The sequence below is a fragment of the Streptomyces sp. Tek67B01 genome, assembly GCF_055231995.1.
Genome location: NZ_JBUYUY010000001.1, coordinates 5,018,054 through 5,038,664, shown reverse-complemented (window position 1 = coordinate 5,038,664; position 20,611 = coordinate 5,018,054). Strand labels below are relative to the sequence as shown.

14 protein-coding genes are annotated in these 20,611 nt (G+C 71.1%); 7 read left to right on the top strand and 7 right to left on the bottom strand.

From position 1 onward, the window contains the following. Nucleotides 1-57 precede the first annotated feature (57 nt). On the top strand, nucleotides 58-669 hold the full coding sequence (locus ACV7NM_RS22615) for a hypothetical protein (protein WP_463411981.1): 612 nt from the start codon (nucleotides 58-60) through the stop codon (nucleotides 667-669). 129 nt (nucleotides 670-798) lie between these two features. On the opposite strand, the gene pulA is transcribed toward ACV7NM_RS22615, so the two are convergent. Together pulA and ACV7NM_RS22605 are read right to left on the bottom strand one after the other, a co-directional pair. Continuing rightward, complete coding sequence (gene pulA, locus ACV7NM_RS22610) at nucleotides 799-6,150, bottom strand: pullulanase-type alpha-1,6-glucosidase (RefSeq protein ID WP_463411980.1); 5,352 nt, start codon at nucleotides 6,148-6,150, stop codon at nucleotides 799-801. A 30-nt stretch (nucleotides 6,151-6,180) separates the two neighbouring features. Continuing rightward, a complete protein-coding gene (locus tag ACV7NM_RS22605) occupies nucleotides 6,181-7,881 on the bottom strand; it encodes a carbohydrate-binding module family 20 domain-containing protein (protein WP_463411979.1) in 1,701 nt (566 codons plus the stop codon). A gap of 573 nt (nucleotides 7,882-8,454) precedes the next feature. Between ACV7NM_RS22605 and ACV7NM_RS22600 the strand changes: the two genes are divergently transcribed. The 3 genes from ACV7NM_RS22600 to ACV7NM_RS22590 all read left to right on the top strand — a co-directional run bounded on the left by ACV7NM_RS22600 (nucleotide 8,455) and on the right by ACV7NM_RS22590 (nucleotide 10,795). Further along, entirely contained in the window at nucleotides 8,455-8,658 is a 204-nt protein-coding gene (locus ACV7NM_RS22600; RefSeq protein ID WP_453354687.1) for a cold-shock protein, read from the top strand. 313 nt (nucleotides 8,659-8,971) lie between these two features. After that, on the top strand, nucleotides 8,972-10,441 hold the full coding sequence (locus ACV7NM_RS22595; RefSeq protein WP_463411978.1) for a DEAD/DEAH box helicase: 1,470 nt from the start codon (nucleotides 8,972-8,974) through the stop codon (nucleotides 10,439-10,441). Nucleotides 10,442-10,492: 51 nt separating this feature from the next. Next, a complete protein-coding gene (locus tag ACV7NM_RS22590) occupies nucleotides 10,493-10,795 on the top strand; it encodes an SCO5918 family protein (RefSeq protein WP_463411977.1) in 303 nt (100 codons plus the stop codon). Nucleotides 10,796-10,879: 84 nt separating this feature from the next. Here the strand turns inward: ACV7NM_RS22590 and ACV7NM_RS22585 are convergent, their stop codons facing one another. Genes ACV7NM_RS22585 through ACV7NM_RS22565 form a run of 5 tightly spaced genes read right to left on the bottom strand, consistent with a single transcriptional unit; the run spans nucleotide 10,880 to nucleotide 16,703 of the window. Next, nucleotides 10,880-11,899, bottom strand: coding sequence for a LacI family DNA-binding transcriptional regulator (locus ACV7NM_RS22585; RefSeq protein WP_463411976.1), 1,020 nt, complete (start codon nucleotides 11,897-11,899; stop codon nucleotides 10,880-10,882). Next, a complete protein-coding gene (locus ACV7NM_RS22580; protein WP_463411975.1) occupies nucleotides 11,884-13,473 on the bottom strand; it encodes a glycoside hydrolase family 13 protein in 1,590 nt (529 codons plus the stop codon). Before ACV7NM_RS22580 ends, ACV7NM_RS22585 begins: the two co-directional genes overlap by 16 nt. A 46-nt stretch (nucleotides 13,474-13,519) precedes the next feature. After that, nucleotides 13,520-14,404, bottom strand: coding sequence for a sugar ABC transporter permease (locus tag ACV7NM_RS22575; RefSeq protein WP_463411974.1), 885 nt, complete (start codon nucleotides 14,402-14,404; stop codon nucleotides 13,520-13,522). Next, nucleotides 14,398-15,420: a carbohydrate ABC transporter permease gene (locus tag ACV7NM_RS22570; protein ID WP_463411973.1), complete on the bottom strand. Its 1,023-nt coding sequence runs from the start codon at nucleotides 15,418-15,420 to the stop codon at nucleotides 14,398-14,400. The genes ACV7NM_RS22575 and ACV7NM_RS22570 overlap by 7 nt, the downstream gene beginning before the upstream one ends. An 8-nt stretch (nucleotides 15,421-15,428) precedes the next feature. Continuing rightward, nucleotides 15,429-16,703 carry an extracellular solute-binding protein gene (locus tag ACV7NM_RS22565; protein WP_463411972.1) on the bottom strand — a complete coding sequence of 425 codons (1,275 nt, stop codon included), beginning with the start codon at nucleotides 16,701-16,703 and terminating at the stop codon, nucleotides 15,429-15,431. Between the two features lie 222 nt (nucleotides 16,704-16,925). Between ACV7NM_RS22565 and ACV7NM_RS22560 the strand changes: the two genes are divergently transcribed. The 3 genes from ACV7NM_RS22560 (at nucleotide 16,926) to ACV7NM_RS22550 (ending at nucleotide 20,572) form a co-directional block, all read left to right on the top strand. Beyond that, nucleotides 16,926-18,533 (top strand): glycoside hydrolase family 13 protein, encoded by a 1,608-nt coding sequence (locus ACV7NM_RS22560; protein WP_463411971.1) that lies wholly within the window; start codon nucleotides 16,926-16,928, stop codon nucleotides 18,531-18,533. A 25-nt stretch (nucleotides 18,534-18,558) separates the two neighbouring features. After that, nucleotides 18,559-19,590, top strand: a complete 1,032-nt coding sequence (locus tag ACV7NM_RS22555; RefSeq protein WP_463411970.1) for a LacI family DNA-binding transcriptional regulator — start codon at nucleotides 18,559-18,561, stop codon at nucleotides 19,588-19,590. A 94-nt stretch (nucleotides 19,591-19,684) separates the two neighbouring features. Beyond that, a complete protein-coding gene (locus tag ACV7NM_RS22550; protein WP_463411969.1) occupies nucleotides 19,685-20,572 on the top strand; it encodes a phosphatase PAP2 family protein in 888 nt (295 codons plus the stop codon). The last annotated feature ends 39 nt before the right edge of the window (nucleotides 20,573-20,611 follow it).

The window sequence follows — 20,611 nt, the reverse complement described above, 5'->3', positions numbered from 1 at the left end:
CGCCGCGGGCCGCCAGTACAGATGGGCGCGACCAGTCGGTACCAGGAGGGGAATGCCATGAAGAATTCCGTGAAGGCCGCGAGTGTCGTCTTGGCCGTGGCGTTGGCGGGTGCGCTGGGGGCCACGGGTGTGGCGCAGGCCCAGGCACAGCCGTCGGCGCCGGCTCCGGCGGGCACCTCGGTGAGCGGGGGCGGTACGGCGCTGCGGGCGCCGGCCTCGGTGGTCCGGGAGGTGGAGGCGGCGGCCGCACGACAGCGGACGCTCACCCCGAACGCCCGCGTGGTGTGTTACGCGGCCCATGTGCAGGACGTCGGCTGGCAGTCGACGGTGTGCGACGGCGCGGTGGCCGGGACGACGGGGCAGGGCCGACGCATGGAGGCCGCGGTGATCGCGACCAGCGGCACGGGCGGCGTCTGCGCCAACGCGCACCTCGCCGACATCGGCTGGCAGGGCTGGGCGTGCGCCGGTGACGGCGCGGCCGTCACGGTCGGCACCACCGGCCAGTCACGGCGCATGGAGGCGCTCGGCGTCCAGGTCGGCTCCGGGTCGGTGACGGCCCAGGCCCATGTCGCGGGCTACGGCTGGCTGAACGCGGTGAGCGGCAACGCGGTGTACGTGGGCACCACCGGCCAGTCGCGGCAGATGGAAGCCGTACGCATCTGGGTCTGACGCGGTCCGCGGTGACGCGCTGAGGTGCTGAGGCGCTGAGGCGCTGAGGCGCTGAGGCGCTGAGGAACGTCGACGCGGCGGTGCCGGACCATGGCCGGCACCGCCGCGTCGACGGGCGTGGGGCGCCCGTCAGGAACGGGCCCGGGTGAAGACGGCGACCGAGCGGGCCGGAGCCTTGAACTCGCCCGTGCCGGGGTCGTACGTCGCCTGCTTGACCGTGCCGTCGGCGCCCGCCGCCTGCACCGGGTGCAGCGCGTAGGCGGCGCCGGCGAGGGCCGCCACGCGCTGGGTCTGCGCGGTGGGGGTGGCGTTGAACACCACCACGAGGTCACCGGCGGTCATCGTGATCACCCCGGGCGTCTCGGCCGTGCCCGACAGCGGGAACGCCACTCCCGACTGGACCGCTTCGGCCGTGGTGAGGGCGAAGGCGGGCTCCGTCGTCCGGATGCGCAGCAGGTCTCGGTAGGCGGCCGAGGCGCCGTCGATCTCCGCGCAGCCGGGTGCCGCGGTGGTCAGCAGGGGTTTCGCGTACGGCCACTTGGCGCGGTTGTCGGCGGCGGGCGGCAGGCCCCGGCCGAAGCCGTTGCCGTCGTGGCAGTCCCAGTGGATGGCGTTGAACCAGTCCCCGCTGTCGAAGGAGTTGCGGTCCAGGGACTTGGAGCGGAGCCGGTCGGTCCCGGCCTGGGACAGCGACGGGCCCTGCGAGAGGGTGGTGACGGCCAGGGCCAGGACCTGCATCCGGGCCCGGTCGGCGGGCGCCGTCCCGGCCGGGAGCTTGTACGTCAGGGCGTCGGCCAGCGATTCGTTGTCGTGGGCGTCCGCGTAGGCGAGGGCGTCGCCGGGGGCTGCCGCGTACCCGGCCGGGGCGCCGTTGTAGTCGAGCTCCGAGCCCTTGATGTGGCGGCCGGTGCTGTCGGTGAAGGCGTAGGAGGCGAGGTTGCCGGTCAGTCCGACCTTGATCAGGTCCTGGTCGTGCAGGAGCCGGGCCCGCTGCTGTTCGGGGCTCCCGTTCGCGGCGGCCGCGTTGGGGTCGGTGAACAGACCGGAGGCGAAGCCCTGTACGCGCGGGTCCTCGTCGAAGGGGCCGCCGCCGCGGATGGCGTCGCGGGCGCGGTCGGAGAAGGTGGCGATGCCGGTGCCGGCCATGTTCTTCTGCGTGGCCTGGACGAAGCGGGCGTCGTCGGCGACCTCGCCGAAGTTCCAGCCCTCGCCGTAGAGCACGATCCGTTTCCCGTCCACGCCGTCCTTCTCGACGGTCAGGGAGTCGAGGGCGGCGCGCACGGCCAGGATGTTGGCCTTCGGGTGGTGGCCCATCAGGTCGAAGCGGAAGCCGTCCACCTTGTACTGCTTGGCCCAGGTGACGACGGAGTCGACGACGAGCCGACCCATCATGGCGTTCTCGGGCGCGGTGTTGGCGCAGCAGCTGGAGGTGGCGACGCTGCCGTCGGCGAGCAACCGCTGGTAGTAGCCGGGCACGATGCGGTCCAGGACGGACTTGTCGGACTGGCCCGCCGCCACCGTGTGGTTGTAGACCACGTCCATGACGGTGCGCAGCCCGGCGCCGTTCAGCGACTGCACCATGCGGCGGAACTCCACGGTGCGGGCGGTGCCGTCGGGGTCGCCGGCGTACGAGCCCTCGGGAACGGTGTAGTGCAGCGGGTCGTAGCCCCAGTTGTAGGAGTCCTTGGCTGCCGCCGCCGCCACGCAGGCCTGCTGTTGCTCCGAGTCGGGGGCGTAGACCTTGAGGTCACAGGTCGGTTCGGTGCGGTCGGAGGGCTTCTCCGGGACACTGGCGAAGTCGAAGGCCGGCAGGAGGTGCACGTACGAGGTGCCCGAGGCGGCCAGCTCGCGCAGGTGCCGCATACCGGCCGAGGCGGTGTCGGTGAAGGCCAGGTACTGGCCGGGGTGGGCGGAGGTGCGGTCCGCGACGGAGAAGTCGCGGATGTGCAGTTCCTGGATCTGCGCGGAGGTGAAGGGTACGGGCGCGGGCTTGCGCAGCTCGCGCCAGCCGGAAGGTGCCAGCTTCGGGTCGGCGAGGTCCACGGCCAGGCTGTGGGTGGAGTCCGTGGTCAGGGCGGTGGAGTACGGGTCGGTGACCAGGTTGCGGACCACTTGGCGGACGGTCGGCGCCCAGACGGTGACGGCGTACCGGTAGCGCTTGCCGGTCCAGCTCCGCTCGCCGCGCACCGACCAGACGCCGGTGGTGTCGTCGCGGCGCATGGCGACGGTCCGGCCGTCGAGTTCGAGGGAGACCTGCTGGGCGGTGGGCGCCCATACGGACAGGGTGGGGCGGCCGTCCTTGAAGACTGGGCCGAGGGCGGTGGTGGTGGCGTACAGGTCGTCCAGGACCCCGGCGAGCTGTACTCCGGTCGCGGCCAGGACGGCGCCGTTCGCGGCGCGGGCGCTCGCGACGAGTTGCCCGCGCAGGGCGCCCCGTACGCGGTCGCGGTCGCGGGGGTCGATCGTGTAGGCGGCGTAGGAGGCGAGGTGCGGGAACTTCTGCTTCTGGGCGGCGGTGAGCTGGGAGCGGCCCAGTCGCAGCCACTGCGCGCCGCCCTCGTGGAGGACGCCGCCCTCGGTGGTGACGGCGCCTTCGCGGGAGGCGAGGAGCTGTACGGAGGCGGCCGCCTCGGGGGCGTTCCAGGCGACGGTGTCGCGGTCGATCCAGACGGCCTCGGCCTTGGTGAGGTCCAGGGCGGCGGCCGAGCCCGCGGGCTGCGGCAGGAGGTACTTCTCGCGCCCTCCCAGCATCCACACCTCGTGGCCGGTGGCCCTCAGATCGAGGGACTGGTCGGTGGGGAGGTCCTTCTCGTCGCCCTTGTGGAGGATGTAGCTCAGGCTGGTGGCGCCGGCGGCGAGGGGGACCTCGTAGACGGCCCCGTAGGAGTCGGTACGGACGGGCGGGAGCGGCTTGCCCCAGTCGGTGGGGGTGGCGGCCCCCGTCCAGACGTGCAGGCCCCAGCCGTCGTAGGCGCCGTCGGGGCGCTGGTAGTGGAGGACCGCCTTGGTGGTGTCCTGGGGCGGGTAGGCGGGGCGGTCGGTGCGGGCGGCGTCCTGGCCCTGCTCCAGCCAGACCTCGCCGGACTTGGTGACGTCGAGGGTGCGGTCGGCGGTGACGTCCTTGTTGCCGTCCTTGTCGATGACGAGGTAGCCGATCGAGGACGCGCCGGGCTTCAGCCGGACGTAGGCGAAGGCGCCGTACGCGTCGCGGCCGGTGAAGTCGTGTCCGGCCGGCCAGGGAGTGGCTTCGCCGTCCGCGAGGTCGCCCCACGCGTACAGCCGCCGGTTCGCGTAGTCGCCGTCGGGGCGGTGGTAGTGGACGACGGCGTACTCGCGCTGCGTGGCGGTCGGGACGTCGACGGGTGGGGCCTGGCCGGCGGTCGAGGCGGCGAGGGCGCTCGCGGTGCGTCCGGCGGCGTCGATGACGACGGCCTTGTAGCGCAGGGGCGTTCCGGCGGGGGCGGTGACGGTCTGGGTGACCTTGTACGGGGCGTGGTCGGCGGAGCCGAGGACCTGCCACTTGTCCGTGCCGGTCTGGGCGGCGAAGACGACGCGGTTCGGGCCGCCGCCGGTGACGTCCGCGCTGATCTCGACGGTGCCGGTGGCCGCCGCCGGGGCCTTGAGGGTGAGGGCGGGTCGGCCGGTGGGGGCGGGGAGCGGGGTCGTGCCCTGGAGGACCACGGAGCCGAGGGCGGGGACGGTGACGGTGAGCTTCCCGGCGGCGTCGGCGCGCGGGGTGGCGGAGCCGCCGTAGAGGGTGCGGTAGAGGGCGCCGGCGGGTGCGTCGAGCGTGACCGTGCGGGGCTGGTCGCCGTTGTTGGCGGCCACCAGGTACTCGGTACGGCCGCGGGTGTCCGTACGGGCGAAGGCGTACACGGAGCCGTCGGAGAGGCGTTCGCTCTGGACGCCGTCGCGCAGGGCGGGGTGGTCCTTGGTCAGCTTCGAGAGAGCGCTGATCTCCTCGTAGAGCGGGTGCCGCGGATCGTAGGCGTCGCTCGCGTGGGTGCGGGCGGTGCCGAGTTGGTCGTCGTCCAGGTAATCGGCGATGCCGGTGGCGAACATCGGCTGGCGGGCGTCCTTGTCACCGCCGGAGCCGGTGAAGCCCTGCTCGTCACCGGAGTAGATCACCGGGTTTCCCCGGGAGAGGAACAACAGCTCGTTGGCGAGCCGGTAGCGGTCCAGCAGTTCCTGTTCCCCGGCCCCCGGCCGGTCCTGCTTCAGGAAGGAACCGAAGCGGCCCATGTCGTGGTTGCCGAGGAAGGTCACCTGCTCGTAGGCGTTGGCCTTGTCGGTGGTGTACCGGTAGTCGTCGGCGAACACGGAGGCCAGCCGTCCGGCCGCCGCGCCCTGCGAGGCGTAGGCGCGGATCGCGTCCTGGAGCGGGAAGTCGAGGGTGGCGTCGAGGCGGCCGCGGGTCACGTACGGGGAGGTGACGGCGGTGTCGGCGGAGTACACCTCGCCGAACATGAAGAAGTTCTTCCTGCCGTGCCGGGCCGCGTACGCGTCGAGCGCGGTCGCCCACTGGGTCCAGAACGCGGTGTCGACGTGCTTGACGGTGTCGATGCGGAACCCGTCGATGGCGAAGTTGGCGACCCACTTCTCGTAGATCTTCTCCATCCCGGTGACGACCTCGGGACGCTCGGTCCACAGGTCGTCCAGGCCGGAGAAGTCACCCTGTTCGGCGGACTCGCCCGCGAAGGTCGAGTCGCCGCGGTTGTGGTACATCGCCGGATCGTTGAGCCAGGCCGGGACCTTGACGTTCTTCTTCGCCTCGGGGACGAAGGGGGTGCGGGGGAAGGAGCCGGGGCCGGTCGCCGGGAACTTCCTCTTCCCGTCGGCGTAGTCCTGGTCGTCGAAGGGCACCCCGTCCTTGGTCAGATAGGGGAAGGCGCCCTTCGACAGGTAGGTGGAGGACCCCTCCCGGTAGTCCACGACGTCGGCGGTGTGGTTGGTGATGACATCGAAGAAGACCTTCATCCCCTTCTTGTGCGCCGTGTCGATCAGCCGCTCCAGGTCGGCGTTGGTCCCGAAGTGCGGGTCGACCTGCGTGAAGTCGGTGATCCAGTAGCCGTGGTACCCGGCGGAAGCGTCCTTGCCGGCGCCCTGAACCGGCTGGTTCTTGAAGATCGGCGCCATCCAGATGGCGGTGGTGCCGAGCCCCTTGATGTAGTCGAGCCGGTCCGTGAGCCCCTTGAGGTCACCACCCTGGTAGAAGCCCTTGTCCGTCGGGTCCAGCCCGGTCTCCAGCCGGCTGCCGGTCAGCCCGCCCCGGTCGTTGCGCGGATCGCCGTTCGCGAACCGGTCGGGCAGGACGAAGTAGAACTGCTCCCGGGTCAGGTCGTGTCGGGCGGGCTCGGCCGCGAGTTTCGCGTCCGAGGGCGGGGGTGGTGGCGCCTTGGCGGCGGCCGCCGCCGGAAGGGCCGGCAGGAACGTCACGGCCAGGGCGGCCGCGAGCACTCCTGCGACGACGGGGCGTATCACTGCGGATCTCCTTGGAGGGGACGGGGAAGGTCAGCCGCGCCAGGCGTCGGTCAACGTGACCTTGCCGTCGGCGGGCACGGTGGCGGTGCGGTTGGAACCGCTCTCCCAGGTGACGTTCCCGGCCGCGTCCTTGCGCAGGTACTTGTACGCGAAGGCGGTCCCGGCCGGGAGCGTGACGTCGAGCTTCCAGACGGGGTAGGCCGCCGGATCGAGCTTGAGGGCGCCGGCGGTGTTCCAGTTGCCGAGGGAGGCCTGGTCACCGGTGACGAAGACGTTCTGGCCGGGGACGGTGGTGGCGGTGACGGCGAACGAGGCACCGGCGGCGGACCGGGCGGAAGTCCCGGCGCAGGTGCGCGCATCGACGTGCAGGGCGAGCGCGGTACCGGCCGCGAGGGTGGCGGTGAACTGGCCCGAGGTGCCGACGGTGACCGTCCGCCCGCTCTGCACGTCGCAGTAGGCGCCGGCCGGGAGGGAGGTCTGGAAGGTCCGGGTCAGGGGCGAGCCCTCGTGGTTGATGGCGACGTACGCCTTCGCGCCGCGCCCGAAGGCGATCTGGTCGCCCCCGTTGTCCCACCAGTCGGTGACGGCCTGACCTCGCGCCGCGTTGCGGAAGGCGACCATGGAGGAGATCTCCCGCCAGGCGTGTTGGCACTTCCAGCCGTCGGTGTAACAGGCGTTCACGGCGCCGCCGTTCGGCGGACCGGCGTCCTTGTCGGTCCACTCGTAGCCGGAGTGGACGTCGGGAGAGCCGTAGGGCCAGGCCAGCATGAACACGTTGGCGAGGGTGTAGTCGGAGCCGTCCTTGTAGTTGAGGGTGTCACCGCCGCGCTCGGTGTCGTGGTTGTCGACGAAGACGGCCGCCTGCCCCGAGGGGAGGTAGCCCCAGGCCTCGCCGAAGTTCTTGAGGTACGCCAGGTTCTCGCTCTTGAACACCCGCTTGAGGTCGCGGGCGTAGCGGAATTCCTGGACGTCGCCGTTGCCGAGGTACTCGGTGGGCGAGACCGCCTCGCCGGCGCCGTAGATCGCCTCCTGCTTCCAGTAGGCGTTCGGGTTGGTCAGCCGGGACTTGATGTTCGCCAGGTCGGCGGCGGGCATGTGCTTGGCGGCGTCGATCCGGAACCCGTCGACCCCGAGCGAGAGGAGGTCGTTGAGGTACCCGGCGATCCGACCGCGCACGTACTCCTCGCCCGTGTCCAGGTCGGCCAACTGCACGAGTTCGCAGTTCTGCACGTTGGCCCGGTCCTGGTAGTTGGAGATGGTGGCCCGGCAGTCGTCCATGTCGGAGCCGGAGTACAGGCCGGGGTAGTCGTACTTCGTGTACGAAGTGCCGCCCGTCCCGGTCCCGTCACCGGAGGCCATGTGGTTGACGACGGAGTCGGCGACGACCTTCACCCCGGCGGCGTGACAGGCGTCCACCATGGCCTTGAAGGAGGCCCGGTCACCGAGCCGCCCGGCGATCTTGTAGCTGACGGGCTGGTACGAGGTCCACCACTGCGCCCCCTGGATGTGCTCCTGCGGCGGCGACACCTGGACGTACCCGTACCCGGCGGGCCCGAGGCGCTCCGCGCAGGCCTTGGCGACGGAGTCGAACCGCCACTCGAACAGCACGGCGGTGACGTCCTTCCCCCCGGGCGCGGCGGCCACCGCGTGGGGAGCGGTGGCCGTGACGCTCGCGGCGGCGAGCACGGCGCCGGCGAGCAGGGCTCTGGGGATGCGCGGCATAACGGGCATGGGGGGTCCTCCTGGCGGAAGAGGCGCAGAACAGAGGGGGAACAGGCATCGAACAGGCGGGGATTGCAGCGACCGTAGGTGCCGGAAGGACCGCCTGCAAGACCTTGCGCAAGAGATTGCAGAAATGTTTCCTACGCGTGTCGACCCGGGGAGCGCACTCGCGACCCTCTCGGCGCCCGCCTCGGCGCCGCGCCCGCCCGCCGGGGGGCCTGCGACCCCGCCGGGGCCCGGGCCCCGGCCGCCACGGGCCCCGAATTTCGAAGTCAACGGAGGGGGAAATCCGACCCGGAATTTCCCTCATACCTGTCGCGGCAAGCACAGAATTGCGGAGCGGACCCGATGAGCATTTCCCCCCTCCAGGCGAGCCCGGACGTTTTCCCGACACCTGCTCGGCGATACCGTGCTACTGTGATTTCAGTTGCAGTTGTGGTTCCCAAACTTTCAGTCCCACCCGCCGGGTGAAAATCCGGCGGAAGGCTTCTGTGTGCCGGAAATTTCCGGGAGGGCGATCATCGCGGCGACTTGAGATCCGCACAGTGCGGACTCTGGGCTGTGCCCCGAAGGAGATTCAACATGGCTAATGGCACCGTGAAGTGGTTCAACGCCGAAAAGGGTTTTGGTTTCATCGAGCAGGAGGGCGGCGGTCCTGACGTGTTCGCCCACTACTCGAACATCGCCTCCCAGGGCTTCCGCGAGCTCCAGGAAGGCCAGAAGGTGACCTTCGACATCGCGCAGGGCCAGAAGGGCCCGACCGCCGAGAACATCGTCACCGCCTGACGCTGACGCATCACCACGCAGCTGGGGCCCGCACCTTGGGGTGCGGGCCCCGGCTCGTTGCGTTACCCCCCGTCTCCGCCCGCCTCCGCCGGCCCGCGCGAGCACGCACCGGGTGCATCACTCCCCCCGGATTTCCCGCCCGAATGGCGGTAGCACTCCCGGCATCCATGCCGGCGCCCACACGGCATTTCGGTCGGCATTCGACGCCGCCACCGCCGTTCGCATTCCATCGGCTCGTTCCTGTGAATTCGCGCGAATATTCCGCTGCTGAATTTCCTCGACGCGTGCCGCTCCGTATCGAGGAAGGTTCAGCATGAACCGCACACGCACGAACGACCGCTCTCCCCGCACCCGCAGCACCGGCGGCTTCGCCGGGCGCGGCAGCCGTTTCGGCTCGCCTGCCCCCGCGCGCTCCGGCGGCACGGGTCGTCCGGGCGGCGGGGGTGGCTACGGCCGCCGGCCCGCCGCGGTCCAGGGAGAGTTCGCCCTGCCGAAGTCGATCACTCCGGCGCTGCCGGCCGTCGACGCCTTCGCCGATCTCGACATGCCGGAGCAACTGCTGGCCGCCCTCGGCGCCGAAGGGGTGTCCGTACCGTTCCCGATCCAGGGCGCGACGCTTCCCAACACCCTCGCCGGACGCGATGTGTTGGGCCGCGGTCGCACCGGCTCGGGCAAGACCCTGGCGTTCGGTCTCGCCATGCTGGCCCGCACCGCGGGACAGCGCGCCGAGCCCCGTCAGCCGCTCGCGCTGGTCCTCGTGCCCACCCGCGAACTGGCGCAGCAGGTCACCGACGCCCTCACCCCCTACGCCCGCTCGCTGAAACTGCGGCTGGCCACCGTCGTCGGCGGCATGTCCATCGGCCGGCAGGCGAGCGCGCTGCGCGGCGGCGCCGAAGTCGTCGTCGCCACCCCCGGGCGCCTCAAGGACCTCATCGACCGCGGTGACTGCCGGCTGAACCAGGTGGCCATCACGGTGCTCGACGAGGCCGACCAGATGGCCGACATGGGCTTCATGCCCCAGGTCACCGCCCTCCTCGACCAGGTGCGCCCCGAAGGCCAGCGGATGCTGTTCTCCGCGACCTTGGACCGCAACGTCGACCTCCTGGTCCGCCGCTACCTCACCGACCCCGTCGTGCACTCCGTGGACCCCTCGGCCGGCGCGGTCACGACGATGGAGCACCACGTGCTCCACGTCCACGGCACCGACAAGCAGGCCACCACCACCGAGATCGCCGCCCGCGACGGTCGCGTGATCATGTTCCTGGACACCAAGCACGCGGTGGACCGCCTCACCCAGGACCTGCTGAACAGCGGTGTGCGCGCCGCGGCGCTGCACGGCGGCAAGTCCCAGCCGCAACGCACCCGTACCCTCGCGCAGTTCAAGACCGGGCACGTCACCGTCCTCGTGGCCACGAACGTCGCGGCGCGCGGCATCCACGTCGACAACCTCGACCTCGTCGTCAACGTCGACCCGCCGACCGACCCCAAGGACTACCTCCACCGCGGCGGCCGTACCGCCCGCGCCGGGGAGTCGGGCAGCGTCGTCACCCTCGTCACGCCCAACCAGCGCCGCGACATGGTGCGCCTGATGGCCGCCGCCGGGATCACCCCGCAGACCACCCAGGTCCGCTCGGGCGAGGCGGAGCTGAACCGCATCACCGGCGCCCAGGCCCCCTCCGGCGTCCCCGTCACCATCACGGCGCCGCCCGCCGCCCGCACCTCCCGCGGTGGCGCGTCCCGCCGCGGCGGCGCACGCCGCCGGTCGTTCGGCACGGCGGCGTAGAACCACTCACAGCAGTCCCGATCGTCCCCTCCCACTCCCCTGTGAGGTCCCATGCGCTGCGTCATCGCCCGTTTCCCCTTCGAGCTCACCAAGAGCGGTGTGCTGGAAGCGATGAAGGGCGTCAAGCCCGAACCGGTCACCGGTGACTCGGTCATCGTCGGCCGACGCCAGTACCCCGTGAAGCAGGTCGGCGAGGTCGTCACCCGCCAGGACCGTCGCGACTTCAGCTCCGCGGAGGTCACCCGGGCCATGACGGCACTCGGCTTCACCTGCCGTACGGAAGCCGGGCCCCGCCCGGCCCCGAGGCTCACCCCCCTGCAAGCCGCCTCGGCCCTCCTCGGCTCCCCGGCCTGACCGGAGGTCCGTACGCACGGCCGAGGCCCGCCCGGCGCCGATATGGCGCGGGGCGGGCCTCGGGTCCGACGGGCCGCAGCCGCCCTATTCCCCCGGCCCCTGGGCCGTCGAGCCGCGGACCACCAGTTCCGGCTGGAACACGTACTCCGTGCGCTGGACCGGGGTGCCGGCGACCGCCTCCAGGAGGGCTCCGACCGCCGCCGTCGCCATCGCGCGGACCGGCTGGCGGACCGTCGTCAGGGGCGGGTCCGTGAAGGCGATCAGCGGGGAGTCGTCGAAGCCGACCACCGACACGTCCTGCGGCACCCTGAGCCCCCGCTCGCGCGCCGCCCGTATCACCCCGAGCGCCATCGGGTCGCTGCCGCACACGATCCCGGTGCACCCGCGCTCCAGCAGGGCGCCGCCCGCCGCGTGGCCGCCCTCGACGGTGAACAGGGTGCGCTGGATCAGGCCCTCGGCCTCCGCCCCCGGGACCGCCGCCAAGAACCCCTGCTCCTTGCGCGCCGAAGGCACGTACCGGGTCGGCCCGATGGCCAGCCCGATCCGCCGGTGTCCCAGGTCCTCCAAGTGGCGCACGGCCATGTCCGCCGCCGCCCGGTCGTCCGGGGAGATGAAGGGGGCGTTCACGGCCTCGTTGAAACCGTTGATCAGCACGAACGGCACCCCGCGCGCCGCGAGCCGCTGGTAGCGCGCCGGATCGGCGGACGCGTCCGCGTGCAGGCCGGACAGGAAGACGATCCCCGTGACGCCCCGCTCCTCCAACTGCTCCACCAGTTCGTCCTCGGTGGCCCCGCCCGGCGTCTGCGTACACAGCACCGGCGTGTACCCGTGCCCCGCCAGCGCCTGCTCGATGACCTGGGCGAACGCCGGGAAGATGGGGTTGGTGAGCTCCGGGATCAGCAGCCCCACCAGGCCGTTGCTGCGGCGCTTCAGCCGCACCGGCCGCTCGTAGCCCAACAGGTCCATGGCGGCCAGCACCTTGTGCCGGGTGCCGGCCGCCACGCCCGCCTTGCCATTGAGCACACGGCTGACGGTCGCCTCGCTGACCTCGGCCTGCGCGGCGATGTCCGTCAGCCGCAACGGGGAAGTCACCCCAGCCACCACACCGCGCTGTCGGCGGGGAGGAGACCCGGCTCGGTGAGGTCCGTGCTGGCCAGCAGCACCCGGCCGGCCGCCGGCACCCGTACGGCATCGCCCGTCGTGTTGACGGTGCACACGAACCCGCCCCGCCGGAAGGCCAGGACGCCGGCCGGCGCCTCCAGCCACTCCACCGCGTCGCCCGCACCGAGCTCGGCCCGCTCGCGGCGGATGCGCAGCGCCGCCCGGTACAGCTCCAGCGTGGAGGAGGGGTCACCGGTCTGCGCCTCGACGCTCAGCGCCGCCCAGTCGGCCGGCTGCGGCAGCCAGCTGCCGCCCTCCCCGAAGCCGTACGGCGCCTCGGTCCCGGACCACGGGATCGGTACGCGGCAGCCGTCCCGGAGCCCCTCCTGACCGTTCTCCTTGAAGAACGACGGGTCCTGGCGCACGGCGTCCGGCAGGTCCACCACCTCCGGCAGGCCGAGCTCCTCGCCCTGGTACACGTACGCGGAACCCGGCAGCGCGAGCATCAGCAGCGCGGCGGCCCGCGCCCGGGCCAGGCTCCCGTACCGGGTCCGGTGCCGTACGACGTCGTGGTTGGACAGCACCCACGTCGTCGGCGCCCCCACCGGGCGCATCGCGTCGAGCGAGTCGTCGATGGTGGCGCGCAGCGCGTCCGCGTCCCAACCGGTGTTCAGGTAGTGGAAGTTGAAGGCTTGGTGCAGCTCATCGGGGCGCAGGTAGAGCGCGGTGCGGTCCGCGCTCGGCGTCCACGCCTCGGCGACTCCGATGCGGTCGCCCGCGTACTCGTCGAGCACCTTGCGCCACGACCGGTAGATCTCGTGGACCCCGTCCTGGTCGAAGAAGGGCAGCACCTGGTTGCCGAGCAGCTTGAGCTGTTCGTCGCGGCCGAGGTCGGGCAGGCCGGGGGCCTTGACGAGGCCGTGCGCGACGTCGATGCGGAAGCCGTCGGTGCCCAGGTCGAGCCAGAAGCGCAGGATGGAGCGGAACTCGTCCTGGACGGCGGGGTGTTCCCAGTTGAAGTCGGGCTGTTCGGGTGCGAACAGGTGCAGGTACCACTGGCCGTCCGGCACCCGGGTCCAGGCCGGCCCGCCGAAGATCGACTCCCAGTCGTTCGGCGGCGTCGAGCCGTCCGCGCCCCGGCCCGCGCGGAAGTGGAAGCGTTCGCGCAGCGGGCTGCCCGGCCCCTCACGCAGCGCCTGCTTGAACCATTCGTGCTGGTCGGAGCAGTGGTTGGGGACGAGGTCGACGATGATGCGCAGGCCCAGCGCGTGGGCTTCGCGAATCACGGCGTCGGCGTCGTGCAGGGTGCCGAACATGGGGTCGATGGCCCGGTAGTCGGCGACGTCGTAGCCGGCGTCGGCCTGCGGGGAGGCGTAGAAGGGGCTGAGCCAGACGGCGTCGACGCCCAGCTCCTTGAGGTAGGGCAGCCGGCTGCGGACGCCTTCGAGGTCTCCCATGCCGTCCCCGTTGGAGTCGGCGAAGCTGCGCGGATAGACCTGGTAGATCACCGCTTCTCTCCACCAGCCGGGCCGCGTGGCGGTCGGGGCGGGGAGTGCGTCGGCGAGGTGCTGGGTCATGGTGTCCTTGGAGAGGTCGGGCCGGAACGGGAAGCGGGCAGGGTGGTCAGCCCTTGGTCGCGCCCGCCGTCATCCCGGCGACGAGGTGACGCTGGGCGAAGAGGAAGAAGAACGCCGCGGGGATGGCGATGAGGACGGAAGCGGCGCTCATCGCACCCCAGTTGGAGGTGTACTGGGTGACGAAGGTCTGCAGGCCCCCGGCGAGGGTGAGGTGCTCGTCGCCGACCATGAACGCGGAGGCGTACGCGACTTCGCCCCAGGCGGTGATGAAGGCGTAGAAGCCGGTGACCGCGAGGCCGGGCTTGGCCAGGGGCAGGATGAGGCGCCAGAAGGTGCCGAAGGGGTTGAGCCCGTCGACGCGACCGGATTCGTCGATCTCGATCGGGACGGTGTCGAAGAAGCCCTTCATCATCCAGGCGCAGAACGGCACGGCGATGGTGAGGTAGGTGATGACCAGGCCGATCGGCTGGTTGAGCAGACCGAGCTGTCCCATGAGGTTGTAGAGCGGGACGATGAGGATGGCCATCGGGAACATCTGCGTGATGAGCAGGGTCCACATCAGCGGCTTCATGCCGGGGAACTTGAACCGGCTGACCGCGTAGCCGGTGGTGGCGGCGATGAACACGCCGAGGACCGTGGTGATCCCGGCGACGAGGACGGAGTTCGCGAACCAGGTGAAGAAGGAGGTCGACTCCACCAGGTAGCGGTAGTTGTCGAGGGTGGGTTCCTTCACGAAGTCCGTGGAGATGGCGAACTTCGCGGGCTTGACGGAGGTCAGCAGGACCCACAGCACCGGGAAGACGGCGATCACGGAGGCGACGATCAAGGTGATGTGCAGGCCCGCCGAGGCGAGCGGGGAGCGCTGCCCCCTGCCGCGCGGGGCCTTGCCGCCTGCGTTCGTCGTGCGCGGGGTCGTCACGGTCGTCACCACACCTCTCCCTGCTTGCGCAGCGAGCGCCGGTAGACCAGCGCGAAGATCATGAGCAGGGCGAGGATCAGCACGCCCCAGGTGGCGGAGCCGGCGAAGTCTCGCGGGCTGGCCACGAAGGCCTCGCGGAAGGCCTGGGTCACGAGGATCTCGGTGGAGTCGCCGGGGCCGCCCCGCGTCAGCAGGAAGATCACCGGGAACATGTTGAAGGTCCAGATGGTGGAGAGCAGGATCACCGTCATGCTCACCGCGCGCAGTCCGGGCAAGGTGATGTGCCGGAACCGCTGCCAGGGGCCGGCCCCGTCCATCTCGGCGGCCTCGTAGAGCTCGCCGGGGATGGACTGCAGCCCGCCGAGGAGGGCGACCATCATGAAGGGGACGCCGAGCCAGACGTTGACGGCGATGACGGAGACCTTGGCCCAGGTGGGGTCGTCGAGCCACGGGATCGCGGAGATCCCGCCGCCTTCGAGGAGCTTGTTGAGGATGCCGCTGTCGCGGTTGAAGAGGAACCGCCAGGCGAAGACGGACACGAAGCCGGGGACGGCCCAGGGCAGGATCAGCGCCATCCGGTAGGCGGCGCGCCCGCGGAACTCGCGGTTGAGCATGGTGGCCAGGGCCAGCCCGAGCGCGAAGGTGATCGACACGCACAGGACGGTCCAGGTGACGGTCCACACCAGCCGTTGCAGGAACACCGGGTCGGCGAGGACGTCCGCGTAGTTGTCGAGGCCGACGAACTTGTACGTGGCCTCGATGTGGTTGGCGCCGATGGTGCGGCCGACGTTGCGTTCGTTGGCGTCGGTCAGGGAGAGGTAGACGCCCCGGACGAGCGGCCAGCCGATGATCACGCCGAGCACGAGCACCACCGGGGCGATCATGGCCCAGGCGTACCAGTGGGTGGCGAGGGCGCGCCTCGCTCCCCCGCGGTCGTCAGTCCTGCGGCTCCGGCCGCGGACGGCGAGGGCTTCGGCGCCCTCGTCGTCCGCGGCCTTCGCCACCGACTGGCTGGTGTGAGCAGCCATCTTCTTCTCTACTTCCAGCCCTTGAGGATCTTGCGGAACTCGACTCCGGCCGCCTTGGCCGCGTCCTCGGGGGTCGCCGCGCCGGTGATGGCCTTGGTGTACTCGACCTTGAGCGGCTCGAAGAGGGAGCCGTTCTCCGGGATCCAGGCACGCTCGACGGCCTTGTCCACGGCGGGCTTGAAGAACTGGACCATCTCGCTGGACTTGACGTCCGGCTGCTCGTAGGCGGCCGTGCGGGTCGGCAACAGGCTCAGCTCCTTGGCGGACTGGACCTGCACCTCCTGCGAGGTCATGTACTCGACGAAGGCGTGCGAGGCGGCGCGGTTCTTGGAACCGGCGTAGACGGCGAGGTCGTGGCCACCCTGCGGGGAACCGGCCTTGACGGAGCCGGCCGGGACGGGCGCGACGCCGAGGTTGGCCTTGTCCTTGAACTGGTCGCCCGCGTAGGTGTCGGCCACGGCCCAGGGGCCGTTGATCATCATGGCGGCTTCGCCCGACTTGAAGGCGGTCTGCATGTTGGTCCAGCCGTCGGTGGCGTTGGTGATCGCCGCGCCGGAGGTGACCAGGTCACGGGCCGTCTTGAAGGCCTTGACGCCCGCCGGGTTGTCGACGGTGACCGTCTTGTTCTTCGCGTCGACGAGGTCGCCGCCCTCGCCGTAGATCAGCGGCAGGAACCAGTAGGAGTCGTCGCCGCGCAGGTACAGGCCGGCCTTGCCGGTCTTCGCCTTGATGGCGGCGGCGGCGGTCTTGAGCTCCTCCAGCGTCTTGGGGGGCTGGACGCCGGCGTCGGCGAGCATCTTCTTGTTGTAGAAGAGGCCGAGGGTGTCGATGACCTGGGGGACGGCGTACGTCTTGCCCTCGTACTTGCCGCTGGCCGCGGCCTGGGGCAGGAACTCGGCGTCGACCTTCTTCACCGTGTCGGCGGGGACCTCGTCGAGGTAGCCGAGTGAGGCGAAGTCGGCGACCCAGCCGACGTCGGCGCGGATCACGTCAGGGGCCTCGGAACCGCTGCTGAACGCGTTCTTGACCTTGTTCTGGGCGTCGCCGTAGGGCACGTTGACGTACTTGACGGTGACCTTCGGGTGCTTCGCGGTGAACGCCTCGGCGATCTTCTGGAAGCTGGCCTTCTCCGCGTCGTTGGAGGTGTCCCACCACGTGACGGTCCCGGAGAGTTCCCCGCCGGACTGGGTGTCGCCGCCGTTGTCCTTGGTACCACCGCCGCAAGCCGTCGCCGCGAGTGCCAGGGTCGCGACCAGCGCGGTGGCCGCTATGCCACGCCGCATATGAACTCCTTCGATGATCCCGGCCGCGCCCTCGCGGTCCCGAGTTGCCAGGAACGTAACAAGACTGAAAGCCGACCGAAAGACCTTGCGGCAATTTTCTGCAAGCGTTGGTGATCGTTACATCCGTGTGTCCGTACGGTTGCCGCGGCTTGCTGTTCGTGCGACCCACCTTCGAGTCGTCAGGCCCGCAACCAGGGGCCATGTGCTCGCGTTGACCCCGATATGACCCATGAGCTGACCGCGTCCCGGCTTGCAAGCGCTTCCAGCGACGGGACCGCGAACGGCGGCTGGTGGCGCGATGCCGTCATCTACCAGGTGTACGTCCGCTCCTTCGCCGACAGCGACGGCGACGGCGTGGGCGACCTGCGCGGCGTGCGCGAGCGGCTGCCGCACCTGGCCTGGCTCGGGGTCGACGCCGTCTGGCTGACCCCCTTCTACGTCTCCCCGCAGGCGGACGGCGGCTACGACGTCGCCGACTACCGCGCCGTCGACCCCCTCTTCGGTGACCTCTCCGACGCCGACGACCTCGTCCGGGCCGCCCACGACCTCGGGCTGCGGGTCATCGTGGACGTGGTGCCGAACCACACCTCGGACCGGCACCCCTGGTTCCGCGAGGCCCTCACCGACCCAGCGGCGCGCGCCCGTTACCACTTCCGACCGGGGCGCGGGGCGGACGGCTCGCTGCCGCCCAACGACTGGGAGTCCGTCTTCGGCGGGCCGGCGTGGTCCCGGGTCGCGGACGGCCAGTGGTACCTGCACCTGTTCGCGCCCGAGCAGCCCGACCTCGACTGGGACCACCCCGAGGTGGCCGAGGAGTTCGCCTCCGTCCTGCGGTTCTGGCTGGACCTCGGCGTGGACGGGTTCCGGGTCGACGTGGCGCACGGGATGGTCAAGGCCCCCGGCCTGCCGGACATCGGGCACGGCGCGCAGGCGACGCTGATCGGCACCCAGCCGCTGCCGTTCTTCGACCAGGACGGCGTGCACGCGATCCACCGCTCCTGGCGGCGGCTGCTCGACTCCTACGACGGCGCGCGGATCGGGGTCGCGGAGGCGTGGGCGCCGACCTCCGAGCGGCTCGCCCTGTACGTCCGGCCCGATGAGCTGCACCAGGCCTTCAACTTCCGTTTCCTGAACTGCCCGTGGGACGCGGCGGCGATGCGGACGGTGATCGACGAGTCCCTGGCGGCCACCGCGTCGGTGGGGGCGCCGACGACGTGGGTGCTGTCCAACCACGACGTCGTACGGCACCGGACCCGGTACGGGAGCCTGGCCCGGGCGCGGGCCGCCGCGCTGCTGATGCTCGCGCTGCCGGGTTCCGCGTACGTGTACCAGGGCGAGGAGCTCGGCCTGCCGGAGGTGGTGGACCTGCCGGACGCCGTGCGCCGGGACCCGGCGTTCCGCCGCTCGGCCGGGCAGGAGGGTCTGCGCGACGGCTGCCGCATCCCGATGCCCTGGTCCGGCCAGGAGCCCCCGTACGGCTTCGGCCCCGGCGGCAGCTGGCTGCCGCAACCGGCGGACTGGGCGGGGCTCAGCGTCGCCGCCCAGACCGGTGACCCGCATTCGACGCTGGAGCTGTACCGGGCCGCGCTGGAGCTGCGCCGCGCGCTGCCGGGGCTGGGCTCGCCGGACGCCGGCGCCTTGACGTGGCTACCGGCGCCCGAGGGGGTGCTCCTGTTCACCCGGCCCGGCTTCGCCTGCACCCTCAACAGCCGGCCGGCGCCGCTCGAACTGCCCGCGCCCGGGCGGCCCGTGCTGTCGAGCGCGCCGGTGGAGACGGACGGGCGCACGGCGCTGTTGCCGGCGGAGTCGTGCACGTGGTGGGCATTGTGACGTGCGACCGGTACAGTCCAATGCCGTGACCGCACGGCTAGCCGACATCGCAGCCCAGGCGGGGGTCAGCGAAGCCACAGTCAGCCGCGTGCTCAACGGCAAGCCCGGTGTGGCCGCGGGCACCCGCGAGTCCGTGCTGGCCGCGCTCGACGTGCTCGGCTACGAGCGGCCCGTACGGCTGCGCCGGCGCAGCGCCGGTCTGGTCGGGCTGATAACCCCCGAGTTGGACAACCCCATCTTCCCGGCGCTCGCCCAGGTGATCGGTCAGGCGCTGACGCGGCAGGGGTACACGCCGGTGTTGGCGACGCAGACGCCCGGCGGGTCCACCGAGGACGAGCTGACGGAAATGCTGGTCGACCGCGGGGTCTCCGGGATCATCTTCGTCTCGGGGCTGCACGCCGACACCACCGCCGACATGGGCCGCTATGACCAACTGCGCGGCCAGGGCGTCCCCTTCGTACTGATCAACGGTTTCTCCGACAAGGTGCGGGCCCCGTTCGTCTCCCCCGACGACCGGGCCGCGATGCAGCTCGCCGTGACGCACCTGAGCGCCCTCGGGCACACCCGGATCGGCCTGGCGGTCGGTCCGAAGCGGTTCGTGCCGGTCCTGCGCAAGATCGAGGGGTTCCGCCTCGGCATGCGGGAGCGGCTCGGTCTGGGCGACGCCGAGACGGAGGAGCTGGTCCAGCACTCCCTGTACTCGCTGGAGGGCGGTCAGGCCGCCGCGGCCGCGTTGATCTCGCGGGGCTGCACGGCGATCGTCTGCGCGAGCGACATGATGGCGCTCGGCGCGATCCGGGCGGCGCGGCAGCAGGGGCTGCGGGTGCCGCAGGACGTGTCGGTGGTCGGCTTCGACGACTCCCCGCTCATAGCGTTCACCGATCCGCCGCTGACCACCATCCGGCAGCCGGTGCAGGCCATGGGGCAGGCGGCGGTCCGCACGCTGCTGGAGGAGATCGGTGGTACACCGGCTCCGCACAGCGAGTTCGTGTTCCTGCCGGAGCTGGTGGTGCGCGGATCGACCGCTTCCGGGCCCAGGCAGCGGCGGGCCACGTAAGGGGTGCGTCTACTCCCCAGGGCTGAGCGGCTGCGCTCAAGACCGTCCCGAGGGATGATCGTGGGCAGGAAGCCATCTGGCAGACTCTTTCCCCATGGGTGAAGCGAGCGTGAAGACACTGGAAACCCGGACGGACGTCTCGTCACCCATCGTGACCGAGCAGGAGACCCGCCCGGGGTCGCAGGGCTCTCTCCTCGCCCGTCTGCGGACGCCGCGTCGCCCGAGGATCTGGTTCGAGGTCCTGCTGATCGCGATCAGTTACTGGACCTACTCGCTGGTCCGCAACGCGGTGCCGGAGCAGAAGGCGGCCGCGCTGGCGAACGCCGACTGGATCTGGAGGGCCGAGAACACGCTCGGCATCGCCGTGGAGCACGGCGTCAACCACGCCGTCAACTCCGTGACGTGGCTGATCGTGGGCATGAACTACTACTACGCCACGCTCCACTTCGTCGTGACGATCGGCGTACTCGTCTGGATCTACCGTTTCCATCCCGGTCGTTACGCCGCCACCCGTTTCGTCCTGTTCGCGACCACGGGCGTGGCGCTGCTCGGCTACTACTTCTACCCGCTGGCGCCGCCCCGGCTGATGAACGGCCGGCACTTCGTCGACACGGTGCTCGTCCACCACACCTGGGGTTCGATGGCCTCGGGGAACCTCAAGCACATGTCGAACCAGTACGCGGCGATGCCGTCCATGCACATAGGGTGGTCGCTCTGGTGCGGGCTGACGATCTTCGCCGTGGCGTCCGCCCCGTGGGCACGCGTCCTCGGACTGCTGTACCCGGCGGCGACCCTGGTGGTCATCGTGTCCACCGCGAACCACTTCTGGCTGGACGCCGCGGGCGGCATGCTCTGCCTGGCGTTCGGGTACGCGGTCTCGGGCCTTTGGTACCGCTCCCTCCCCCACCGCCTGCCGCGCCGCCCCCGGGCCACGGACCCGCACCCGGTGACGGCCGCGCTGGTGCACCGCTTCCGACGCTAGGTCGTCCTACCTCCACGCTTCCCCGCGCCGGGGCTCACC

Excerpts from the sequence above, each read along its gene's own strand:
- ACV7NM_RS22615 (WP_463411981.1), top strand. The coding sequence starts at position 58 with ATGAAGAATTCCGTGAAGGCCGCGAGTGTCGTCTTGGCCGTGGCGTTG.
- ACV7NM_RS22605 (WP_463411979.1), bottom strand. The coding sequence starts at position 7,881 with ATGCCCGTTATGCCGCGCATCCCCAGAGCCCTGCTCGCCGGCGCCGTG.
- ACV7NM_RS22600 (WP_453354687.1), top strand. The coding sequence starts at position 8,455 with ATGGCTAATGGCACCGTGAAGTGGTTCAACGCCGAAAAGGGTTTTGGT.
- ACV7NM_RS22595 (WP_463411978.1), top strand. The coding sequence starts at position 8,972 with ATGAACCGCACACGCACGAACGACCGCTCTCCCCGCACCCGCAGCACC.
- ACV7NM_RS22590 (WP_463411977.1), top strand. The coding sequence starts at position 10,493 with ATGCGCTGCGTCATCGCCCGTTTCCCCTTCGAGCTCACCAAGAGCGGT.
- ACV7NM_RS22580 (WP_463411975.1), bottom strand. The coding sequence starts at position 13,473 with ATGACCCAGCACCTCGCCGACGCACTCCCCGCCCCGACCGCCACGCGG.
- ACV7NM_RS22570 (WP_463411973.1), bottom strand. The coding sequence starts at position 15,420 with ATGGCTGCTCACACCAGCCAGTCGGTGGCGAAGGCCGCGGACGACGAG.
- ACV7NM_RS22565 (WP_463411972.1), bottom strand. The coding sequence starts at position 16,703 with ATGCGGCGTGGCATAGCGGCCACCGCGCTGGTCGCGACCCTGGCACTC.
- ACV7NM_RS22560 (WP_463411971.1), top strand. The coding sequence starts at position 16,926 with ATGACCCATGAGCTGACCGCGTCCCGGCTTGCAAGCGCTTCCAGCGAC.
- ACV7NM_RS22550 (WP_463411969.1), top strand. The coding sequence starts at position 19,685 with ATGGGTGAAGCGAGCGTGAAGACACTGGAAACCCGGACGGACGTCTCG.